The sequence below is a fragment of the Pseudomonas sp. ML96 genome, from assembly GCF_000761545.1.
Lineage (GTDB): Bacteria > Pseudomonadota > Gammaproteobacteria > Pseudomonadales > Pseudomonadaceae > Aquipseudomonas.
Window position 1 is genome coordinate 1 of record NZ_JPMY01000022.1, and the last position, 20,501, is coordinate 20,501.

At 64.6% G+C, this 20,501-nt stretch carries 16 protein-coding genes; 3 read left to right on the forward strand and 13 right to left on the reverse strand.

All coding sequences use genetic code 11. The annotated features are described in order from the left end of the window. Positions 1-68: 68 nt before the first annotated feature. From IP89_RS13645 to IP89_RS13680, 8 genes are all read right to left on the reverse strand, one after another. Positions 69-1,439, reverse strand: a complete 1,371-nt coding sequence (locus IP89_RS13645) for a DUF1329 domain-containing protein (RefSeq protein WP_043310112.1) — start codon at positions 1,437-1,439, stop codon at positions 69-71. A gap of 57 nt (positions 1,440-1,496) precedes the next feature. After that, complete coding sequence (locus tag IP89_RS13650; RefSeq protein ID WP_043310126.1) at positions 1,497-3,497, reverse strand: DUF1302 domain-containing protein; 2,001 nt, start codon at positions 3,495-3,497, stop codon at positions 1,497-1,499. A gap of 329 nt (positions 3,498-3,826) precedes the next feature. After that, the gene (gene pepN / locus IP89_RS13655; RefSeq protein ID WP_043310113.1) at positions 3,827-6,484 is read right to left on the reverse strand and encodes an aminopeptidase N; all 2,658 of its coding nucleotides are present in this window, start codon (positions 6,482-6,484) and stop codon (positions 3,827-3,829) included. A gap of 13 nt (positions 6,485-6,497) precedes the next feature. Next, positions 6,498-7,328, reverse strand: coding sequence for a DUF2797 domain-containing protein (locus IP89_RS13660; protein WP_043310127.1), 831 nt, complete (start codon positions 7,326-7,328; stop codon positions 6,498-6,500). 8 nt (positions 7,329-7,336) lie between these two features. Continuing rightward, complete coding sequence (locus IP89_RS13665) at positions 7,337-7,600, reverse strand: YeaC family protein (protein ID WP_021699693.1); 264 nt, start codon at positions 7,598-7,600, stop codon at positions 7,337-7,339. A 40-nt stretch (positions 7,601-7,640) separates the two neighbouring features. Further along, complete coding sequence (locus tag IP89_RS13670; RefSeq protein WP_043310114.1) at positions 7,641-8,501, reverse strand: rhomboid family intramembrane serine protease; 861 nt, start codon at positions 8,499-8,501, stop codon at positions 7,641-7,643. Continuing rightward, positions 8,498-9,469 (reverse strand): metallophosphoesterase, encoded by a 972-nt coding sequence (locus IP89_RS13675; RefSeq protein WP_043310116.1) that lies wholly within the window; start codon positions 9,467-9,469, stop codon positions 8,498-8,500. Before IP89_RS13675 ends, IP89_RS13670 begins: the two co-directional genes overlap by 4 nt. 1 nt (position 9,470) lies before the next feature. Then, a complete protein-coding gene (locus IP89_RS13680; RefSeq protein WP_043310117.1) occupies positions 9,471-10,358 on the reverse strand; it encodes an NAD(+) kinase in 888 nt (295 codons plus the stop codon). An 84-nt stretch (positions 10,359-10,442) separates the two neighbouring features. Between IP89_RS13680 and IP89_RS13685 the strand changes: the two genes are divergently transcribed. Beyond that, a complete protein-coding gene (locus IP89_RS13685) occupies positions 10,443-11,369 on the forward strand; it encodes a DUF1853 family protein (protein WP_043310119.1) in 927 nt (308 codons plus the stop codon). On the opposite strand, the gene IP89_RS13690 is transcribed toward IP89_RS13685, so the two are convergent. The 5 genes from IP89_RS13690 to IP89_RS13710 form a co-directional block, all read right to left on the reverse strand. Continuing rightward, the gene (locus IP89_RS13690; RefSeq protein WP_043310120.1) at positions 11,366-12,475 is read right to left on the reverse strand and encodes a cyclic nucleotide-binding domain-containing protein; all 1,110 of its coding nucleotides are present in this window, start codon (positions 12,473-12,475) and stop codon (positions 11,366-11,368) included. The two genes, IP89_RS13685 and IP89_RS13690, sit on opposite strands and share 4 nt — an antisense overlap. A gap of 16 nt (positions 12,476-12,491) precedes the next feature. Continuing rightward, the gene (locus IP89_RS13695; protein ID WP_043310121.1) at positions 12,492-13,454 is read right to left on the reverse strand and encodes a 1-aminocyclopropane-1-carboxylate deaminase/D-cysteine desulfhydrase; all 963 of its coding nucleotides are present in this window, start codon (positions 13,452-13,454) and stop codon (positions 12,492-12,494) included. Between the two features lie 198 nt (positions 13,455-13,652). Continuing rightward, the gene (locus IP89_RS13700) at positions 13,653-15,017 is read right to left on the reverse strand and encodes a hypothetical protein (RefSeq protein ID WP_043310122.1); all 1,365 of its coding nucleotides are present in this window, start codon (positions 15,015-15,017) and stop codon (positions 13,653-13,655) included. A 298-nt stretch (positions 15,018-15,315) separates the two neighbouring features. Beyond that, a complete protein-coding gene (locus tag IP89_RS13705) occupies positions 15,316-15,747 on the reverse strand; it encodes a nuclear transport factor 2 family protein (protein ID WP_043310123.1) in 432 nt (143 codons plus the stop codon). 64 nt (positions 15,748-15,811) lie between these two features. Then, entirely contained in the window at positions 15,812-17,845 is a 2,034-nt protein-coding gene (locus tag IP89_RS13710; RefSeq protein WP_156115052.1) for an NADPH-dependent 2,4-dienoyl-CoA reductase, read from the reverse strand. Between the two features lie 202 nt (positions 17,846-18,047). Between IP89_RS13710 and IP89_RS13715 the strand changes: the two genes are divergently transcribed. Both IP89_RS13715 and IP89_RS13720 read left to right on the forward strand, forming a co-directional pair. Further along, positions 18,048-19,163: a carbon-nitrogen hydrolase family protein gene (locus tag IP89_RS13715; protein WP_043310124.1), complete on the forward strand. Its 1,116-nt coding sequence runs from the start codon at positions 18,048-18,050 to the stop codon at positions 19,161-19,163. Position 19,164: 1 nt separating this feature from the next. Then, positions 19,165-20,205, forward strand: coding sequence for an AraC family transcriptional regulator (locus IP89_RS13720; protein WP_043310125.1), 1,041 nt, complete (start codon positions 19,165-19,167; stop codon positions 20,203-20,205). The last annotated feature ends 296 nt before the right edge of the window (positions 20,206-20,501 follow it).

Genomic DNA, 20,501 nt, shown 5'->3' on the forward strand with positions numbered 1-20,501 from the left:
GGCGCCAGGCCGGGTCGAAAAGGCCGCTCAAACGAGCGGCGGGAGTAGCTGATCCGAGGCTTGCGACCTCAGCGGGTACCACGACGGCGCAGTGCAGAAGGCGTGAACTCGCTGTCTGCCGGGACCGGCTTGGCGAAGTCGGCGGTGCCCGCCTCCTCGCTGTCCAGGTTCTGCACGTAGTAACGACGGCTCTGCAGGTCGTGGAAGGCTTCCATGGCCGACCAGGTGGTGGGCAGGTCGTAGTAGTTCTTCAGATAAGCAACGGAGACGCGCCACAGCTCGCCACGGGTGTCGTACTGATCGACGATGGCGGCCTGCCAGCTGTCCTCGTCGAGGAACAGGGTGCGCTTGCCATAGACGTGACGAGCGCCCGACTTGAGCGTGCCCTCCACCACCCAAACGCGATGCAGTTCGTTACGCGTCAGCGCCGGGTTGACGTGACCGACCTGCAGCACGTCCTTGTACTTCACACCATCGGCGGCAATCTTGTAGTTGTTGTAGGGGATGTACATCTCCTTCTTGCCCAGCAGCTTCCAGTCGTAGCGATCCGGCGCACCGTTGTACATGTCGGTGTCGTCGGCGGTACGCAGGCCTTCGGAGGCGGAGATCGGCGTGTCGTAAGCCAAGTTCGGCGCACGGCGCACGCGGCGCTGGCCGGCGGCATAGGCCCAGGCCTGACGCGGCTCTTTCACCTGATCCAGGGTCTCATGTACCAGCGCAGCACCACCGGCCAGGCGCGCCGGGCTCTTGGTGAAGTTCAGGTAGTAGAACAGGATGTTGTTGAGATCGGCGTAGCTGCCTTTCGGGTTGTAGTAGCGGAACAGCGCCTCGACCTCGGAGACCACCGGCGAGAACGCGCCATTGCGCTGCACCGCTGCCTCTACCGAACGGCGAGTGATGTAGGTACCGCGATAACGCACGATGTGGTTCCACAGCGCCTCGAGGCCGTTCTGCGGAATGGCGAACGGAACGCCGCCGTAGGCATCGACGAAACCGTTGCCACCCTCGATCAGCTTGGCAGTGGTGGCGTTCTTGATGCTGTTGTCATACACCCACTGCGGCGCCGAGCCGGAGCGGCGGCTCTGGTACACCGGCATCTGGTAGGTTTCCGGATAGGAGTTGAACAGGGCGATCTGGCCCGCGCTCAGCTTGTCCTTGTACTGATCCAGATTGGCCTTGGTGATGGTGAACAGCGGCTTGTCATCCGGGAATGGATCGACATGGTGCGAACCACTGCCCTTGTAGCCAGCAGGCGCCTGGGTGATGCCACCGGTCCAGGCCGGGATGCTGCCATCGGCATTGCCGGCCTTTTCGGCACCGAAGGGCGTCAGGGTAGTACCCAGCTTGGCCGCCTCGTCGGCGGAAACGGCGGCCAGCGTCGAGCCAGCAGAAAGCGCGAGGGCAACTGCAGCGCCCATCAGCGTGTATTTCATCAGCATGGTGATTCTCCATCAGGTGAGCCAACCGTACTTTTCGGTCAGCTCAAAGGTTCGAGATCAGAACGAGTACTTGACGTTGATACCAACGTTGTCACGGTCACGGCCCGAGTTGTTCTCACCCGCACCATAGAACTCGGTGTACTGCAGTTCGGCTTCCAGGCTGTTCAGGTACGACGCCTTCAGGCCAAGGGTATAGGCCTTGCGCCCCTCGATGAAGTTGCCGGTCTGGTGCGAGTTACCCTCGAAGTCATCCTTGTAGACGGCGTAGGGCGAGAGGTTTACCCCAGCAAACACGTCGTTCCAGGTGCCCGAGAGGACCAGGGTATAGCCGTAAGCGTTACGGTTGATCTGATCCTCTCGCTCACCGCCGGTAACGTAGTCGTTGTTGCCGCGGCCCGAGTAGTAGCGGTTAGCACCATTGGAATCCAGATACTGCAGGCTGCTGCCACGAATATGCTCAGACGCCAGTTCGGCGATACCGAACAGGGAGTCGAAGCTGGCCACCGGCCCAAAGTTGTAGATGGTACCCAGGGATGCGTTGTAGGCCTCGACCCGCTCGTAGTTGTGCAGCTGACCATTGCGAGTGAAGGTCTTGCCAGCAACTTGCGCCGTACCATCCAGCCCCAAACCGGCGAGTGCCGGGTTGGTGTTGACCAAGCTAGCAGCCTGCTGAATCAGATCACCCAGCAGGTCGTTGGTGGTGGAGATACCGATCGGCAGGTTCGGCCGATAGCTCAACTCACCGAATACCGAAGCCTCGCCGATGTTGGTGTTGAAGCTCAGACCATACATGCGGATGTCTTCGACATACTCACGACGGGCCTGTACATGACCCAGGGTGTCCAGCGTAGCCAAACCGCCTGCAGCCTGGATATTCGCCGCTGTAGCCCCGCCAGGCATGGCACTTGCCAGCGTGAACACATCTACACCGGCATAACCATTCAGGTCGGCATAGATGCTCGGCTCTTTGGAGTGGTAATTGACGAAGTAGGCACCGAACTCGGTCGAATTGAGCTCTTCAGCCATGTACTTGAACGACACCCCATACTGGCCGTCGTCCTTGGCATTGAGGTCCGACTTCACATCGGCGACATGTACGTACTGGCTGCCTGGCACGGTGAAGTTGCGGCCACCGGCGCAGAGGCCACCCACCCCAAACGTACAAAGCCCACCTGCACCAGCGTTATAGAACTGCAGCAGCGAAGCGCCACCCAGCGATGCCTGAGGCGCAGCCAGCGCGGTACCTGCAAGGTTGGTATAGGCAGTGTTACCACCATCAGCGAACAGGTCGGTTTCCGAGAAGAAGGTGCCCGACGGATCCAGTGCGGTTTCCTTCCAGTTCCACTGGTAGAAGGCCTCCATGGACAGGCTATCGGTCAGGCCGGCGCTGAAGCTGAGCGCCTCGACAGGGACCAGAACTTCCTTGAGCTCCGAGCCTGGCAGGCGGAATTTGGCGGCATCGATGGGGTTGGTGGTGTTGATGCCACCACGGTAGAAGATGCCCTCGCCCCAGTTGAACACTTGCTTGCCGATCCGCGCGCCCACCGGCATGCCGGCGACGTCCCAGTTGCCGTACAGATAGGAGTCAAGAATCTGCGCATCGCGACCGGCCTTGTGGCGGGTCTCGCGGGTGAAGCTGTCATCCTTGGGATAGTTCTGGCTGGCTTGCAGCGGATCGTTGTTGTCGTAGAAGTCGTTGCGCTTGTCCATGATCTGGGTGTCATAGAAAGCAGTGCCGCGCACGAACAGACCGTAGTTCTGATAGGTGGCTTCCAGATCGGAAGTGATCTTGTACACCTCCGAAACCAGCCCCGTGTCGAAGTTACGGTTACCGTCGTTGGTGTTGACGTCATCGTTGCTCTGATCACGCCCCTGCACCCGGTACAGCTGGCCGTACGACAGGGTGGTATCCAGCGAGCCACTGACCTCGCCATCAGCCAAGCTGAACTCTACTGCACCGGCCGGCACCGCCAGCATCAGCGGAATAAGCCCGGCAAGGGCGAAACCCGCTTTGGCGGGGGCGAAACATAGGGACGACTTGCGCAAGGGAAAGACCATCGGCGGCTCCATGGATCGATTGTTCTTGTTATGCCCGTTCTGCCGGACTGCGCCGGCTCGGCCGATCACGGGTAATTCAAGATCGATACCAACACGCCACTATCAGCTGCATTTCGGCACGAAAGTCCCATAAATGGCCGATGTCGCCCTTATCTGTCCCAATTTGTCGCCTGGGTGGCGCTATTTAACCTTGAGAAACGCTTCTTCTCAGCGAGAGAAACGCGTCTGGCACGGGCCTTTCAGCGGTGATCGAAAGTTGGCCAGGTAGAAAGGAAACACCGAGTAACAGATGGCGTTACCAAGCAAGCGCTCGGTAACGCCATTTCACCTCAGGCCAGGCTCTTGCTGACCACCTCGAACACATCGCTGGACAGCTCGCCGCTGGCAAGGATGCGCTCCAGCTCGCTGCGCATCAGCGCCTGGCGTGCGGCGTCGTACTTGCGCCAGCGGGTCAGCGGGCCGAGCTGGCGCGAGGCGATCTGCGGGTTGGTGGCGTTGAGGCTGATCACCTGGTCGGCCAGGAAGCGGTAACCGCTGCCGTCGGCGGCGTGGAAGTTGACCAGGTTCTGCCCGGCGAAGGCGCCGATCAGCGCGCGCACCTTGTTCGGGTTCTTCATGGTGAAGGCCGGGTGCTGCATCAGCGTCTGCACGCGGGCCAGGCCGCCCGACAAGGTGCTGGCGGCCTGCACGCTAAACCACTGGTCCATGACCAGGGCGTTGTCCTTGAAGTGCTCGGCGAAGGCCTTGAGCGCCTCGGCCTTCTCTGCCTCGAAGGCGGAATTGACCAGCACCGCCAGCGCGGTCAGGCGCTCGGTCATGTTGTCACAGGCGTCGTACTGTTCCAGGGTCGCGGCCAGCACTTCCGGCTTGCCGGTCAGCATCAGGTAGGACAGCGCGATGTTCTGCAGGCTACGGCGAGCGAAGTGGGTGGACTCGGCCACGTACGGCGTGCTGCGCGAGACCTCGCGGTTGGCCTGATAGCGTTTCCACAACAGCTCGAACAATGCTTCCGCCAACTGCGCGCGAGCGAACTCGCGGGCGGCGTGGATGGCATCAACATCGGCCACTTCACTAATCTCGGTGAGGTAGCCCTCGCCCGGCAGCGAGAGCATCTCGGCGACCATGGCCTGGTCCAGCGACTCATCCGCCAGCAGGGTACGGAAGGCCTCGACCAGGCGTTGATCCAGCACCAACTGCTCACCACGCTGATGCTGACCGATCAGCTCCTGCAGCACCTGCACGGCCAGCTGCTGGCCAGCCTCCCAACGGTTGAAGCCGTCGGAATCGTGCTGCATGAGGAACATCAGCTGATCGCGGCTGTAGGGGAAGCTCAGTTTGACCGGCGCACTAAAGCCACGCAGCAGCGACGGCAGCGGCTTGGCCTCGAGATTGACGAAAGTGAAGGCCTGCTCGGCCTGGGTCACCTGCAGCACGCGACTGGTGCCTACCGGCTTGTCCTCGCCAACCAGTTGCAACGGCAGCTCGCGGCCCTGGGCATCGAGCAGGGCCAGCTCCAGCGGGATGACGAAGGGCAGCTTCTCGGCCTGACCCGGAGTGGCCGGGCAGCTCTGGCGCAGCTGCAGGCGGTAGGTGTTGGCCGCCGCGTCATAGCTCTCGCTGACCTCCAGGCGCGGAGTACCTGCCTGGCTGTACCAGCGCTTGAACTGGGACAGGTCCTGGCCACTGGCGTCCTCCATGGCCTTGACGAAATCGTCGCAGGTCACGGCCTGGCCATCGTGGCGCTCGAAGTACAGGTCCGAGCCTTTGCGGAACAGCTGCGGCCCGAGCAGGGTGTGGATCATGCGCAGCACTTCCGAGCCCTTCTCGTAGACGGTCAGGGTGTAGAAGTTGGAGATTTCCATGAAGGCGTCCGGGCGCACCGGGTGGGCCATCGGGCCGGCATCTTCGGCGAACTGGTGGGTACGCAGGTAGGCCACGTCCTCGATGCGCTTGACCGTGCGCGAGTTCATGTCGGCCGAGAATTCGGCGTCGCGGAACACGGTGAAACCTTCTTTCAAGGACAGCTGGAACCAGTCGCGGCAAGTCACGCGGTTGCCCGACCAGTTGTGGAAATACTCGTGGGCCACCACCGCCTCGACGCGCTGGTGCGCGGCGTCGGTGGCGGTCTCGGCGCGGGCCAGCACGCAGCTGGAGTTGAAGATGTTGAGGCCCTTGTTCTCCATGGCGCCCATGTTGAAGTCGTTGACCGCGACGATCATGAAGATGTCCAGGTCGTACTCGCGCCCGTACACCTCCTCGTCCCACTTCATCGACTTCTTCAGGCTGGTCATGGCGTGCTGCACCTTGTCGATGTTCTCCGGCTCGACGTAGATGCGCAGGGTGACTTCACGGGCGCTCATGGTGGTGAAGCTGTCTTCCACGCACCAGAGGTCGCCGGCGACCAGGGCGAACAGGTAGGCCGGTTTCATGAACGGGTCTTCCCAGGTCGCCCAGTGGCGGCCGCCCTCCTCGCTGCCGCTGGCAATCGGGTTGCCGTTGGACAGCAGCACCGGGTAGCTGTGCTGCTCGGCGCTGAGCGTGGTGGTGAACTTGCTCATCACGTCCGGGCGATCGAGGTAGTAGGTGATCTTGCGGAAGCCTTCGGCCTCGCACTGGGTGCAGAACATGCCGCTGGACTTGTACAGGCCCTCCAGCGCGGTGTTGCTCTCCGGGTGGATGCGTACGCTGCTGTCAATGACGAAGCGTTCTTGCGTCGGCTGCAGGGTCAGGTGGCTGTCGCTCAGCTGGTAATCGGCGGCGCTCAGCTCGCGGTCATCCAGGGCCACGCTGATCAGCTCCAGCTGCTGGCCATCGAGCACCAGCGGCGGCAGGCCGGCGCCGGCCTCAGGGTTGCGGCGCATCACCAGTTGGGCATGCACCAGGGTGTGGTCCTCGAACAGCTCGAAGGTCAGGTGCGTCTCGTCGATCAGGTAGTCGGGAGCCTGATAGTCCTTGAGGTAGATCATCTTCGGCTGTTCGGTACGCATGGCTTGTGGCCTCTTATTCGGTGAGTACGGCGACCTGGTAGGCCGTGTATTTGCGCAGGTTGATCACGCCAGTGTCGAGGATCAGGTACTGGCCCTTGATGCCCTTGAGGATACCCTCCACCACCGGAGTTTTCTCCAGGTCATGGCTGGCGACCTTGGTCGGATAGGCATCGACCGGATAGCGAATCTGCACCACCTCGGCGTCCAGCACCGGCTGGATGGCCTGCAGGCCGAAACGCTGCTGCAGCTCGGCAATGCCCTCGGCGCAGCTGGCCAGCAGCTGGTCACGAATGGCCGGCAGATCGACCGGCACAGCGTCGCTCTTGAGCAGCGCGCGCCAGTTGGTCTTGTCCGCCACCTGGCTGCGCAGCAGGTCTTCGACAAAGCCGGACTGCTGGCGAGTAGCGACGCGAAAGATCGGCAGCGCCTGGCTGGCACCCTGGTCGAGCCAGCGGGTCGGCAGCTGGGTGGCGCGGGTGATGCCCACCTTCACCCCCGACGAGTTGGCCAGGTACACCACGTGGTCGGTCATGCAGAACTGCTCGCCCCAGCTCGGCTCGCGGCAGGTGCCTTGCTCGTGATGGCACTTCTCCGGGCTGACGATGCAGCTGTCGCACTGCGCCAGCTTGGTGAAGCATGGGTAGCAGTAGCCCTGGGCAAAACTCTTCTTGGTCTTGCGTCCACAATGGGTGCAATGGATGACGCCGAGGAACTCCAGGCGAATACGCCGCCCCAGCAGTGGATTGACCGGTACTTCCAGCTCATCCAGGCGGAAGGCGTACTGCGCCGTCTCGCCCAGGCGCACCGCCATCTTGCTCAGCGCACCGCGGCCTAGCTCGTTCATCTCGATCATCAGTGCAGGGTATCGTTGGACTTGAACAGCAGGTTCGGAATCGGCTCGGCGTGGGACTGGCACTCCTGCGGGCCCATGTAGCCGGTGCGCTCCTCTTCGGGCAGGTTCTGCACTTCCCAGGCGATCATGGCCTGCAGCGACAGCTCCTTCTGCTCCTGGGTGAGCTTGCGGCCGTCCGGCCACTTGCCGATCTCTACCGCCAACTTGAGGCTCTGGTAGATCTCGGGGGTGATGTTCTCGATCATTTCGGCAAAGGACGACATCGCGGACTCCGACAGCGGAAAGCTAAACAGGGCGGCAAGTTTACCGGCGCAGGCGCGCCAGCGCACCGCCGACGAGACCCGCGGCGCAACCGGCGGCCAGACCACCGACATGGGCGGCGTTGGCAATGGCGCCGAAGCCCAGGGTATCGATCACCCCAGACAGGCACACCAGCAGCCAGATCAGCATCATCACCAGCACGCCACGCGGCAGCTGGTAGGCCGGGGTCGGCGCCAGCAACTGGAAGATCCAGCAGTAACCGAGCAGGCCGTAGAGCACACCGGAGAGGCCGCCGAACAGCGAGGGGCCGCCAAACCAGAACTGCGCCAGATTGGACAACAGGCCGAACACCAGGCTCAGCCCCAACAGCGCAAAGCCGCCCTGGCGAAACTCGATGCGCCGGCCCAACTCCCAGTACCACATGGCATTCATGGCCAGGTGCAGTACACCGAAGTGGATGAACATCGGTGACACCAGGCGCCACCACTGCCCCGCCTCCAAGCTCGTCAGCCAGGGCTGGAAGTACAGGTATTCGCCCTGGATATGGAAATCCTGGAAGGTCAGCCAGCGCAGCGTGGCGAAGTTGTCGCCGAGCAGAGTGACGGCAGCCACCAGCAGAGTCAGCAACAGCAGCGCACTGGTCATCCAGCTGGCACGCAGCTGCGCGACCAAGCCCGGCCGGGCCGCCCTGGCGGGTGTAGGCACTTCTGCTTCCATCGCGCCTTGTGGATAGCGCAGATACAGCTCGCGCACCTGCGCGGCTAGCGGCTCGACCGGCACCCAGAGCACCTGGGCATCGCGCTCCTCGCTGACCCGGTGCGGTACCTGCAGACGGCGCAACAGGGCGACGAAGCCACTGAGATCTTCCTGCAAGGGGCGGCGCAGCGCCTCGATACGGCTCATTGCGGCGCCTCCGGACGCTCCACCTCGACCCAGACAAACTTGCTCGGGTCGATCTGCGTCTCGTCATCCAGGCGATAGGCCACCAGCTTGCCGTACATCACCGCGCTGTAGTCCAGGCAGGCCAGGTTGGCGCGGATCGGCGCCGGGCGGCCACGGCGCCAGTAGTGGCCGACGAACAGCATCGGCTCGTCGGCGCCGTACTGCAGCAGACGGCCCTTGTCGGTGGCGCTCAGCGGCAAGCTGGCCACGTCATCGGGCAGCGCATCGGGCTGGAACACTACATCGCCGTAGGTCTGCGGGTCGCTTTCCCAGAACTTGGTGCGGAAGTAGGCGCGGGTGAAGCCCTCTTCACTGGTCAGGGTCAGGCCCTGCGGCAGGCGCATGTCGGTGCCGCGTAGCAGGCGCTCGAACACCCGATTGGCGAAGCTGCCGGGCACCGCCGAGGCGGTGACGAAATCGCGGTCGACGCGGCCGTCGGCGAAGCGCTGGCGCAGCGGCGTTATCAGCTCGTTGTCCCAGCAGGCATGCACTAGGCGGAAGCGTCCGGCGTCGACGAACAGCGGCAGCTGCTGGAACCAATCGAGGAAGTCGTGCCAGTCGGCCGGGTGCTCCTCGAACTGGCGGAAGGTCTGCTGCAGCAGGCGCTCGTGCCGTGGCGTGTGTTCACGCACATGGCGCCGCTCGCTATTGGGCGGCGCCTCGGTGTACCAGCCGAGGGCGTTGTACTCGTGGTTACCCATGATGCACAGGGCCTGGCCGGCCTCGACCATGTCGTGCACCAGGTGCAGCGCCTCGCGGATGCGCGGGCCGCGGTCGATGATGTCGCCGAGGAAAAGCACCATGCGCCGCGGATGACGCCAGACGCCGCCCTCGCGGCGGTAACCCATCTGCTCGAGCAGGCGCGCCAGGCTGCGACCGCAGCCGTGCACGTCGCCGATCAGATCGTAGCCGCGCGCCGGGTCGAGCATCTCAGTCGTGGCTCCACTGGCGGCCGCCCCAGCCGAGCTTGGTGCGGCAGGCCTCGTAGTAGTTGTGATCGAGCGGATGGATCAGGCGCAGCTTGTGCGGCTTCTTGGCCACCGTGATGGTGTCGCCGGGCGCGCAAGTGAAATGGTTCTGCCCATCGCAGGACACCAGCGGGTAGATCGGCAGATCGTCCGCCACCACGATCTTCAGCTCGCTGTTGCCGTCCACCACGATCGGGCGGCTGGACAATGTGTGCGGGTACATCGGCACGATGACGATGGCGTCCAGCTTGGGATGCATGATCGGTCCGCCGGCGGACAGCGAGTAGGCTGTGGAGCCGGTGGGCGTGGCGATGATCAGGCCGTCGGCCTTCTGGCTGCAGACGAAGTGGCCGTCGATGAACAGTTCGAACTCGATCATCTTGGTCGACTTGCCCGGGTGCAGCACCACGTCGTTGAGCGCATCGCCCTGGCCGATGGCCTCACCATGGCGGCGTACCTCGGCCTCCAGCAGGAAGCGGCTCTCTTCGAGGAAACGCCCTTCGAGCACTTCGGCGACCTTGACCTCCAGCTCGTCCGGCTTGATGTCGGTGAGAAAGCCCAGGTTGCCACGGTTGATGCCGAGCACCGGAATCTTGTGCCGGGCCAGGGCGCGGGCGGCGCCGAGAATGCTGCCATCGCCGCCGACGACGATGACCAGATCACACACCTCGCCAAGGATCTTGCGCGAGCAGGTCTGCAGGCCATGGCCGGGCAATACCTCGGCGATGGTGTCCTCGAGAATCACATGCAGGTGGCGCTCGAGCAGGAAGTTCTTCAGGCGGCGAATGGTATCGAGCACCTGGGCACTGCCCAGACGACCGATGACGCCGATATTGCGGAATTGCTCCATGGGGCGCTCTGCAACGGGGAGAATTGCCCGAATTATGGGCGAAAGGCGCTAACCGCAGCAAACCGCGTCGGCTATGCTCGGCCGATGCGAACGCCTCTCGACGAGCTGCTGGCGCACCTGCGCCACCCGCAGGTCCGCGACCTGGCCTGGACCCTGCTCTCCCCCGGCATCCTCACGGGGAGCGAACTGCCGCTGCGCCACCCGCTCGCTGCCAGCCCCTGGCTGCACGATGCCCAGCGCCTGGGCGACTGGCTGCAGCAGCAGGAAGCCCGGCCCGAAGCCCTGCAGGTCTATCTGGCCAACGGTTCCAGCCGCCTGGGCCACTACTACGAACGGCTGTGGCAGTTCGCCCTAGCCGCCGCCCCGGATGTCGAGCTGCTGGCGGCCAACCTGCCAGTGCGCCAGGCCGGCCACACTCTGGGCGAGCTGGATCTGCTGTTGCGCGACGATGAGGGCGTGCACCACCTGGAGCTGGCGGTAAAACTCTACCTGGGGCCCGAGAGGGATTGCGGCGAGGAGGCTGGCAACTGGCTGGGGCCCTCCAGCGAGGACCGTCTCGATCTCAAGCTCAAACACCTGCGCCAGCACCAGCTACCACTGGCCAGCAGCGCCGCCGGCCAGCAGACCTTGGCGGAGCTGACCGACGCAGCGCCCCACTCCGCCGCCTGGCTAGGCGGCTATCTGTTCTATCCCTGGCAGCAGGCCTGTGCCGCACCGATTGGCAGCGGCCTCGACCATCTGCGCGGACGCTGGCTGCATCGTCGCGACTGGTCACAGCTGGTGAGTGGGCAACCGCACTGGCAGCCCCTGCAGCGCCGCGCCTGGCTGGCTCCGGCGCGTGTGCCCGAGGGGCAATGCTGGCCGCGCGAGCAGCTGGATGCTTGGTTCACGCAGCTGGATAGCCAGGCGCCCGCGCAGCTGCTGGTGCGCCTGGAGCAGAACGGCGGTGGCGACTGGCATGAGCGCGAACGGCTGTTCCTGGTGGGCGATGCCTGGCCCGCACCGGGCTAGTGGCTGCGTTCGGTGCGCCCGCCGGAGCGCGCCAGATAACCGGGACCGCTCTCGCAGAGCAGCGCCCCACGCTGCACCGCCGGCAAGGCATCCAGACCGTCACGCAGGGCATAGGCATTGAAGCCAAGCTGCGAGAGGAGGAACACCGCGCTGGCGCTGCGCTTGCCGCTGTCGCAGTAGCACAGGTAGGTCTTGCTCTTGTCCAGCAGGCGCACCTTCAGGCGCAGCAGGTGCAGCGGCATATTCAGCGCCTGCTGGGCATGGGCCTGCTCGTATTCGGCCAGCAGGCGCACATCCAGCCACTGGGCGCCGCTTGAGAGCAGGCGCGCCGCTTCGCCGAAGGACACCTCGTCCACCACCGGCGCCTTGAGCAAAGCGAAAAAGTCATGCCGATCGAGACGCAGCACCACGCCGGGCTCGATCAGGGTCACGGTGGCGTTGCGTGGCTGGTCGGAGAGCAACGCCTCTTCGCCGAAGCAGGCGCCGACCTCCAGCTCGGCCAGCACCTGGCGGCCACTGTCGTCGCCGCGAAACACCTCGGCCCGGCCACTCTTGAGGAAGTAGCAGCAATCGCCTGCCTCGCCCTCGATCAGCACTCGGCTACCCGCCGGCAGGTCGATCGGGCGCAAACGGTCGAGCATGGCCCGCACATTGGCCGGTGGCACCTTGGCAAACAGCGGGTTCTCCAGCAGGCGCTCCAGCCACTCGATGTCGTCACCGCTGCTGCCCAGATCGAGCAGCAGGTCCTGGTAGGCCAGGCGCCAGGTGAGCAGGCGACTGAGATTGACGGAGTCCAGCGCCAGCACGCTGACATCGCTCAGCGCGCGCACCTCGTGCTGGCGTGGCAGGCTCGGCGACAGCGGATGGCAGCTGGCCTCGCTGCCGGCCTGCAGGCGCTCCTCGCGGCCCTCGCTGTCGCGCAGCAGCAGTTCGCCGGAGAGCAGGTAATAGGTGGTGCGAGCCTGGTCACCCTGACGGAACAGCAACTGTCCGGCCAACAGCGGCTGCGGCACCAGCTGGCCGCGCAATTCGCGCCATTGCTGCTCGGAAAGCACGTTGAGCGGGGTGAAACTGCGCAGCTGGTCGGGATTCAGCGGCTCGGTCATCGACACCAGTCCTTCCTTATTCTGGGTGTGCTGCGCAGGTCGCAGCCAGTTCGGCCAGGCGTTGAGCCATGGCCCGACGCCCCTGCAGGCCACCGGTATGCAGCATCAGCAGGCGCGTACCCGGAGCAAAGTAACCGGCCTCCACCTCAGCGCGCAATGCCAGCATCGCCTTGCCGGTATAAAGCGGCTCCAGCGGCAGATCGGCCTGCCCTTCGCAGTCGCGGATACAGCCAGCCAACGCCGCATCCAGGCGGCCGAAACCACCGCGGCTGGCATCCAGCAGACGATAGCCGGCAGCGCACTGTCCCGCCTCAGCGAGGATGGCTGGCAACTGCTGCTCCACGCCATGTCCGGGCGGTACTGCCATGGCCACATGCACCATGCGCTCGCCGCGCTCCGCCAGTACCAAGCCGGCGGCCGTGGTACCGGTACCGGCGGCCAGCCACCAGCCGTGATAGTCAGCCCAGCCCAGCGCCGCCAACTGCTCGCGAGCCAGATCGACGATCTCGACACAAGCACGCGCCGCCGGCAGACCACCACCGCCCTCGTTCACCGGCAGCAGCGCGGGATAACGCGCCTGCCACTCCAGCCAGAAATCAGGGTGATGACGCTGGCGATAACCACCGTAGCCGAGCCAGTGCAGGCGCATGCCGAAGCTCTGCAGATCACGAACCGTCGGGGTGCTCTGCGCCTCACCGCGCAACAGCCCGACGGTCTCGAAGCCGAAGCGCCGCCCGGCCGCCGCCAGCGCGTGCAGGTGATTGGAATGCGCGCCACCCAAGCTGATCAGGCCATCGGCCCCGGTCGCCGCTGCCGCCGCGATATGCGGTTTGAGCTTGAACCACTTGTTGCCGGAGATCAGAGGATCGAGCAAATCGAGGCGCAACACCGCCACCTCGACGCCAGCACGGGAGAGCCAGTCGAGCTTCAGCGGCTGCAACGGGGCGGAGGGCTGCCAGTCTGGGAGGGTAATAGGCATGGATAAGCGAACCGGCTGCGCGCCCCTGTCGGGCGCCAGCCTTAATGGTAACGGCTCAGAATCTGTTCACGGTCTTCTGGATTAGAGCCAGACAAGGCAAAAACGTCCGAGGAAGCGCAGTTTACGAATGGTAAATGAGCATTCCGAGGGCGTTTTTAACGCCGTATGGCCGCGAGCCAGGAGATCGTGGACAGGTTCTCAGCTCACGGTGCGCAGACGCGCGCCGGCCTTGTGCCGCGCACAGCAGTTGGATTCGCCCACCACGAAGCGACTGGGTGTCTCCACCCGGTCGATCGGCATGGCGCAGCGCTCACCGGACGGCAGGCTGGCCTCGCAGGTTGGCTGCTGGTAGTGGGCCAGCCACTGGCGATACTGCTCCTCGGAGACGAAGCACTTGGCCGCGGCGTAGCTCATCGGGTTGTTCTGATAGCGGGCGATGTCCTGCAGCGGGATGGTCAGGTGGCCGGCGCCCGGATGGTAGACGACAAACACCACACCGAGCTTGGCCAGGCGCTCGAGAATCTGCTCGCCGCCCTGGCTGGCCAGTTCATCGCGCTCACGCTTGAGGTTCTGCAGCTCCTGCTGCAGCTGGGCTTCCTGCTCGCCGCGATAGGCCAGTTCCACATCACGGATCGCCACCTGCTCGCGCGACTCGGCCAGCGCTGCGGCGATCCGCGCCTGCAGCTCGGAGTCGAATTGCGCACGCAGCATGTCCGCCTCGGTACGGCCATTGCGCTCCAGCTCACGCAGCTGCAGAGACAGCTCCTCGCGGCTCTGCTGCATGCTGTCGGCCTGGGCGCCTAGCTGCGCCTTCAGGCTGTTGTTCAGCTCTTCCTGCTGACGCAGGGCCTGGTGCAGGTTGTGGATCTCGGTCTGCAGCGCACGCTGCTGCTCGTCACCGGCCAGCTTGAGGCGGGCCAGCTCTTCCTCGTGCTGCTTGCCCAGGGTGCTGATGCGCAGACGTTGCTGCTTGATCAGCTGGGCGGTTTTCAGGCGGTGTTCCTGTTCGTTGCGCTCGGCCTGTTTCTCGAGCTCCTGACGCGCGGGGTCGGGAGCCTGCCACTTGTCTTCGGCGGCTACCTGCAGACGCTCGGCCAGCACTACCGAGGCGTCCTCCTCCACCAGCAGCCCCAGAGCGTTGCGCTTGACTGCATCACGCACCAGTACCAGGTCGTTCTTGCCTGGAGCCAGACTCGGGTCCCACAGGTGCATCTGGTGCCAGGAAACCGGGCACTGGCTGCGGCAGGCCAGGCGGATCGGGCCGGCACCCAGGTCCGGGCCACGCCCGGCGTTGTCGGCCAGGTGGCGCAGGGGCAGGTTCCAACCCTTGTCGGCACCGCCGTTCTCGTCGAAATCCAGGTAGAAGAACACCACGGCGCGCACCAGCAGCCGCGGGTTGATCAGCACATAGGCCAGACGCATCTGCTGGTCGGCCAGTTCGGGCATGTTCACCACGTTATCGAGCAGTGCTTCGAACTCGGGAAACAACATCTCCTTGCAGATGCCGCGCTCATTGAAGAACAGCACGGCTTCGACCATCTGCGCTTTGTTCTGCATGCTCATGGTTTTCCCTCAAGGCCAACTGGGATCACGATCGACGTACTACGAACTTGAGCGTGCACGTGCATAACCTGCAAAGCAGGCGCAATCCCTTGTTTCGGGCAAGTCTAGGGGAAAACGGAACGCGGGCAATGTGACTGGGTTGGCAGCCGCCCGGCCGCCGCCCGGTATAAGCAGCGACGACAGGACGAAAGTGTGACGGGCTGGGCGTTAGAACCTGCTTACGATCTCGCGAGCTAGAGATAACGGAGGCTGTTTTCAACGCCGTTTAGCCGACGCGCAGCAGATCGTAAACAGGTTCTCAGGCCTTGGCGGCAGCCAGGTAGGGCGCCAGGCGACGACCCATCTCCTCGCCGAGGGCAGCCAGACCGCTCATCGGACGAACCATCACCTCGAACTCGACGATCTTGCCGTTCTCGTCGAAGCGGATCATGTCGATGCCCTTGAGCTCGCGCTCGCCCACCTTGGCACTGAACTCCAGCACCACGTTGAGGCCATCGGCGCTCGCCAGCTCGCGGTGGTAGGCGAAGTCCTGGAACACCTGCAGCACGGTATTGAGGATCAGATTGACCGCCTGCGCGCCCGGATAGGCATTGTGCGCCATGGGCGAGCGGAACACTGCCTGCGGATGCAGCAGCTCCGGCAGCTGGCTCAGATCCTGGGCGGCAATGAACTGGTGCCAGCGCTGTAGGCTGACTGCCGCGGCCGGTTGTAATTGAAGATCGGTAGACATGGGCTTCTCCTTATTGTTGTAAGCCTCAAAGAAAACGCCCCGCACTAGGCGGGGCGTCTGTCGATCAGAGTTCGGCGGCGAGGCGCGAGCCCTGGTTGATCGCACGCTTGGCGTCCAGCTCGGCGGCCACGTCGGCGCCACCGATCAGGTGCACGCTCTGGCCGGCGGCGACCAGGCCGTCCTGCAGCTCGCGCAGCGGGTCTTGCCCTGCGCAGACGATCACGGTGTCGACCGGCAGTACCTGCGGCTCGCCCTCGGCGATACGGATGTGCAGGCCGGCGTCGTCGACCTTGAGGTACTCGACCGAGTTGAGCATCTGCACGTTCTTGTTCTTCAGGCCGGTACGGTGGATCCAGCCGGTGGTCTTGCCCAGGCCGTCGCCAACCTTAGTCTTCTTGCGCTGCAGCAGGAACACTTCGCGCGCCGCCGGATGCACTTCGGCCTTGATCCCGGCAATGCCGCCACGGGCGTCCAGCGCGATGTCGATGCCCCACTCCTTCCAGAACGCGTCGCGATTCAGGCTGGTGGTCTCGCCGGCGTGGGTGATGAACTCGGAGACGTCGAAGCCGATACCACCGGCGCCGATCACCGCGACCTTCTGGCCGACCGGCTTGCGCTGCAGGATGGCGTCCAGGTAGCTGATGACCTTGGCGTTGTCGATGCCCTCGATGGCCGGAGTACGCGGAGCGATACCGGTGGCCAGGATGATCTCGTCATAGCCGCCCTTGGCCAGGTCGTCGACGTTGACGCGGGTGTTCAGGCGCAGGTCGACACCGGTGGTTTCCAGCTTCTTCTTGAAGTAGCGCAGGGTCTCGTAGAACTCTTCCTTGCCCGGAACGCGCTTGGCCACGTTGAACTGGCCGCCGATCTCGCCGGCCGCATCGAACAGGGTCACGCTGTGGCCACGCTCGGCAGCCACGGAGGCAGCGGACAGGCCGGCCGGGCCGGCGCCGACCACGGCGATCTTCTTCACGGTGGTGGTGGGAATGTAGTTCAGCTCGGTCTCGTGACAGGCGCGCGGGTTGACCAGGCAGCTGGTCAGCTTGCCGCCGAAGGTGTGGTCCAGGCAGGCCTGGTTGCAGCCGATGCAGGTGTTGATCTCGTCGGCGCGGCCAGCGGCGGCCTTGTTGACGAAGTCCGGGTCGGCGAGGAACGGACGGGCCATGGAGACCATGTCGGCATCGCCCTCGGCCAGTACCTGGTCGGCGACTTCCGGGGTGTTGATACGGTTGGTGGTGCACAGCGGGATGCTGACTTCGCCCTTGAGCTTGGCGGTGACCTTGGTGAACGCGGCGCGCGGCACCTTGGTGGCGATGGTCGGGATGCGCGCTTCGTGCCAGCCGATACCGGTGTTGATGATGGTGGCGCCGGCCTTCTCGATGGCCTTGGCCAGCAGGACGATCTCGTCCCAGGTGCTGCCGCCCTCGACCAGGTCGAGCATCGACAGGCGATAGATGATGATGAAGTTCGGGCCTACGGCCTCACGCACGCGGCGGACGATTTCCACCGGCAGGCGCATGCGGTTCTCGTAGCTGCCGCCCCAGCGGTCGGTACGGTGGTTGGTGTGGGCGGCGAGGAACTGGTTGATGAAGTAACCCTCGGAACCCATGATCTCGACGCCGTCGTACTCGGCCTGCTGGGCCAGCACGGAGCAGGTGACGAAGTCCTGGATCTGCTTCTCGATGCCTTCCTCGTCCAGCTCGCGCGGCTTGAACGGGTTGATCGGCGCCTGGATGGCGCTCGGCGCTACCGATTTCGGGCTGTAGGCGTAGCGGCCGGCATGCAGGATCTGCATGGCGATCTTGCCGCCCGCCTCATGCACCGCCTTGGTGACGATCTTGTGCTTCTCGGCTTCCTCGACGGTGGTCAGCTTGGCCGCGCCGGAGTACACGCCGCCTTCCTCGTTCGGGCCGATACCGCCGGTGACCATCAGGCCGACGCCACCACGGGCACGCTCGGCGAAGTAGGCCGCCATGCGCTCGAAGCCGCCCGGCTTCTCTTCCAGGCCGGTGTGCATGGAGCCCATCAGGGTACGGTTCTTCAGGGTGGTGAAACCCAGGTCCAGAGGGGCCAGCAGGTTCGGGTAGGCGTTGCTCATGATCATCTCCACGGCATCGGGCTTGTCACGGAAGTCGCCGCACCTCGTCCGGGTGCAGTCGTTGTTGCGGCAGACGATAAAGAGCGGCCGCCGACCACTCAATGATCGAAAAGCACAAGTTATTGATCATAAGTAACAGGCCGACTAGGCAAAGGGCATGGCTTGCCCTAGGCTGGCAGCTCCACTCCAGCCAGGTTTCTCCATGCTCACCCTGCTCCGCCGCGGCCTCTACCTGCTGCTCATCGCCCTGCTGCTCGCCTACGCCGCCTGGACCCAATGGCGCCCCACCAGCTACTTCCTCAGTGATCTGCGCAGCTCGCTGGCCTTCAGCCAGGGCAGCGACAGCGGCCACGGCAACCTGCTGGGCATCCAGCCCGACCTGCACGCCGCCGACTACCGCAGCGCCCTGCACCTGCACCGCAAGCTCGCTGCCTACCTGGAAAAGGCCCGCAGCGAAGGGCTGCTCAATGCCAAGACAGTGGTGATCCTGCCCGAGCACATCGGCACCTGGCTGGTGGCCGCCGGCGAGAAGCGCGAGGCATTTGCCGCTCGCGACCTGGCCGAGGCGCGTATCTGGCTGGGCCTCAGCCATCCGCTGCCGCTGCTGCACGCCGCCCTGCTCAGCGAGGGCAAGGCGCCGCTCAGCGACGCCCTGCTGCGCATGAAGGCCGAGCAGATGGCCGACGATTACCAGAGCCTGTTCGGCGGACTGGCCGAGACCTATGGCGTGACCATAGTCGCCGGCTCCATCGTGCTGCCGGAGCCGAGCGTGGTGGATGGCGTGCTGCAGATCGGCGACGGCCCGCTGTACAACGTCAGCCTGGTGTTCGGCAGCGACGGCCTGCCGCTCGGCCAACCACAGCGCAAGGTGCTGCCGCACCGCGACGAAGACAGCTTCACCGCAGGCGCGACCGACCAGGAACTGCACGTGGTGACCACCCCGGCCGGGCGCCTGGGCGTGCTGATCGGCACCGACAGCTGGCGCCCGGAGAGCTACGCCGCGCTGGCCAAGCAGCAGGTCGAGCTGCTCGCCGTGCCGGCCTTCCTGCCCGGCAACGGCCAGTGGCATTCGGTCTGGCCCGGTACGCCGAGCGATCTGCGCAGCCGCGCCAGCCAACTGGTCGAGAGCGAAGCCTGGCTACTGCATTCGCTGCCCGCGCGGCTGGAGAAGACGCAGGCTCGCGCCGGCATGCTGGTATTCCTGCGCGGACAACTGTGGAGTCTGGGCAGCGACGGCCACAGCATGGCGGTCACCCACTCGGGCACGCAGCTGACCGAAGAAGCGGCCGGCGCGCGCCTGCTCAACCTGTGGCTGTGACATGAAAGCCAGCCGCGTGCGCCTCGGCGACCTGTCCGTCGCCTTCGTCCATGGCCTGGTGGCCGCCCTCGCAGAAAAGGGCATCGCCAGCGAGGAGTTGCTGCGCCAGTTCCGCCTCGACGCCACGCGCCTGGCCCTGCCACGCGAGCGTCTGTCGATTCCGCGCTACATGCGCCTGGGCCACAGCGCCATCGGCCTGTGCGGCGACCCGGCGCTGGGCCTGGAGATGGGCCGCCACAGCCGCATCGGCCAGGCCGGGCTGGCCGGCGTAACCGCCGCCCAGGCACCGACCCTGCGCGAGGCGGCGCGCACGCTGATTCGCTTCGAGCCGCTCTACGCGCACAACTACCGCGGCCAGTCGAGCTTCGTCGAAGATGCCAGCGGTGCCTGGCTGAGCTTCTACTCGATCAGCCCGTACAACGCCTTCAACCGCTTCGTGGTCGACTCGGTGCTTTCCAGCTGGCGCCATCAGCTCGGCGCCCTGCTAAACGAGCCCCTGCGCATCGAACGGGTCGAGATCGAATTCCCCGCCCCCGACTACGCCGAGCGCTACGAACGCTGCTTTGGCTGTCCGGTGGAGTTCGGCGCGGAACACAACCGTCTGCACCTGAGCAACGCCAGCCTGGATCAATCACTGGACCAGCACTGCCCGAGCACCTGGCACCAATTGCTGGAGTTGGCCGAACGCGAATTGGATCAGCTGACCCGCACCCGCAGTCTGCACGAGCGCATCATCCACCTGCTCGGGCCCATGCTGCATGGCCGCGAGCCGGAACTGGACGAGGTCGCGCGCAAGCTGCAGCTACCGAGCTGGACGCTCAGGCGCAAGCTGGCCGAGGAAGGCACGCAGTTTCGTACCCTGCTCAACGAGACGCGAAGGGATTTGGCGATGGCATATATCCGCGATACCGAGTTGGCCTTTGGCGAGATCGCCTACCTGCTCGGTTTCGCCTCGGCCGAGGCGTTTCAGAGAGCCTTCAAGCGCTGGAGCGGCCAGACTCCCGGGGAGTTTCGGCGCAGCCAGCGTCTACAGGCAAATTGAGAACGAGCCTTACAGCTCGGTAGCGTCTTCGGCCGGTTCAGCCGGGTCATGCTCGATGGCGTGGGATTCCAGCAGCTCTTCTACATAGTCATCCATAGGGTCTTCCTCCTGGCGTTAGGTTTCGATTGAAACAAAGACCGTGCCAACAGACTGAAGATTCCCGATGACAACCTGGTGACTGCGGATAATTTTTCCGCCAGATGCGAAAAACCCCCAGCTCTTGCGAGCTGAGGGCTTCTCTTTATATGGCGCAGCGGACGGGACTCGAACCCGCGACCCCCGGCGTGACAGGCCGG

Excerpts from the sequence above, each read along its gene's own strand:
- IP89_RS13695 (WP_043310121.1), bottom strand. The coding sequence starts at position 13,454 with ATGCCTATTACCCTCCCAGACTGGCAGCCCTCCGCCCCGTTGCAGCCG.
- IP89_RS13720 (WP_043310125.1), top strand. The coding sequence starts at position 19,165 with ATGAAAGCCAGCCGCGTGCGCCTCGGCGACCTGTCCGTCGCCTTCGTC.
- IP89_RS13715 (WP_043310124.1), top strand. The coding sequence starts at position 18,048 with ATGCTCACCCTGCTCCGCCGCGGCCTCTACCTGCTGCTCATCGCCCTG.
- IP89_RS13710 (WP_156115052.1), bottom strand. The coding sequence starts at position 17,845 with ATGAGCAACGCCTACCCGAACCTGCTGGCCCCTCTGGACCTGGGTTTC.
- IP89_RS13705 (WP_043310123.1), bottom strand. The coding sequence starts at position 15,747 with ATGTCTACCGATCTTCAATTACAACCGGCCGCGGCAGTCAGCCTACAG.
- IP89_RS13680 (WP_043310117.1), bottom strand. The coding sequence starts at position 10,358 with ATGGAGCAATTCCGCAATATCGGCGTCATCGGTCGTCTGGGCAGTGCC.
- IP89_RS13690 (WP_043310120.1), bottom strand. The coding sequence starts at position 12,475 with ATGACCGAGCCGCTGAATCCCGACCAGCTGCGCAGTTTCACCCCGCTC.
- IP89_RS13645 (WP_043310112.1), bottom strand. The coding sequence starts at position 1,439 with ATGCTGATGAAATACACGCTGATGGGCGCTGCAGTTGCCCTCGCGCTT.
- IP89_RS13700 (WP_043310122.1), bottom strand. The coding sequence starts at position 15,017 with ATGAGCATGCAGAACAAAGCGCAGATGGTCGAAGCCGTGCTGTTCTTC.
- IP89_RS13660 (WP_043310127.1), bottom strand. The coding sequence starts at position 7,328 with ATGAACGAGCTAGGCCGCGGTGCGCTGAGCAAGATGGCGGTGCGCCTG.
- IP89_RS13675 (WP_043310116.1), bottom strand. The coding sequence starts at position 9,469 with ATGCTCGACCCGGCGCGCGGCTACGATCTGATCGGCGACGTGCACGGC.
- IP89_RS13650 (WP_043310126.1), bottom strand. The coding sequence starts at position 3,497 with ATGGTCTTTCCCTTGCGCAAGTCGTCCCTATGTTTCGCCCCCGCCAAA.
- IP89_RS13685 (WP_043310119.1), top strand. The coding sequence starts at position 10,443 with ATGCGAACGCCTCTCGACGAGCTGCTGGCGCACCTGCGCCACCCGCAG.
- IP89_RS13670 (WP_043310114.1), bottom strand. The coding sequence starts at position 8,501 with ATGAGCCGTATCGAGGCGCTGCGCCGCCCCTTGCAGGAAGATCTCAGT.
- IP89_RS13665 (WP_021699693.1), bottom strand. The coding sequence starts at position 7,600 with ATGTCGTCCTTTGCCGAAATGATCGAGAACATCACCCCCGAGATCTAC.
- pepN (WP_043310113.1), bottom strand. The coding sequence starts at position 6,484 with ATGCGTACCGAACAGCCGAAGATGATCTACCTCAAGGACTATCAGGCT.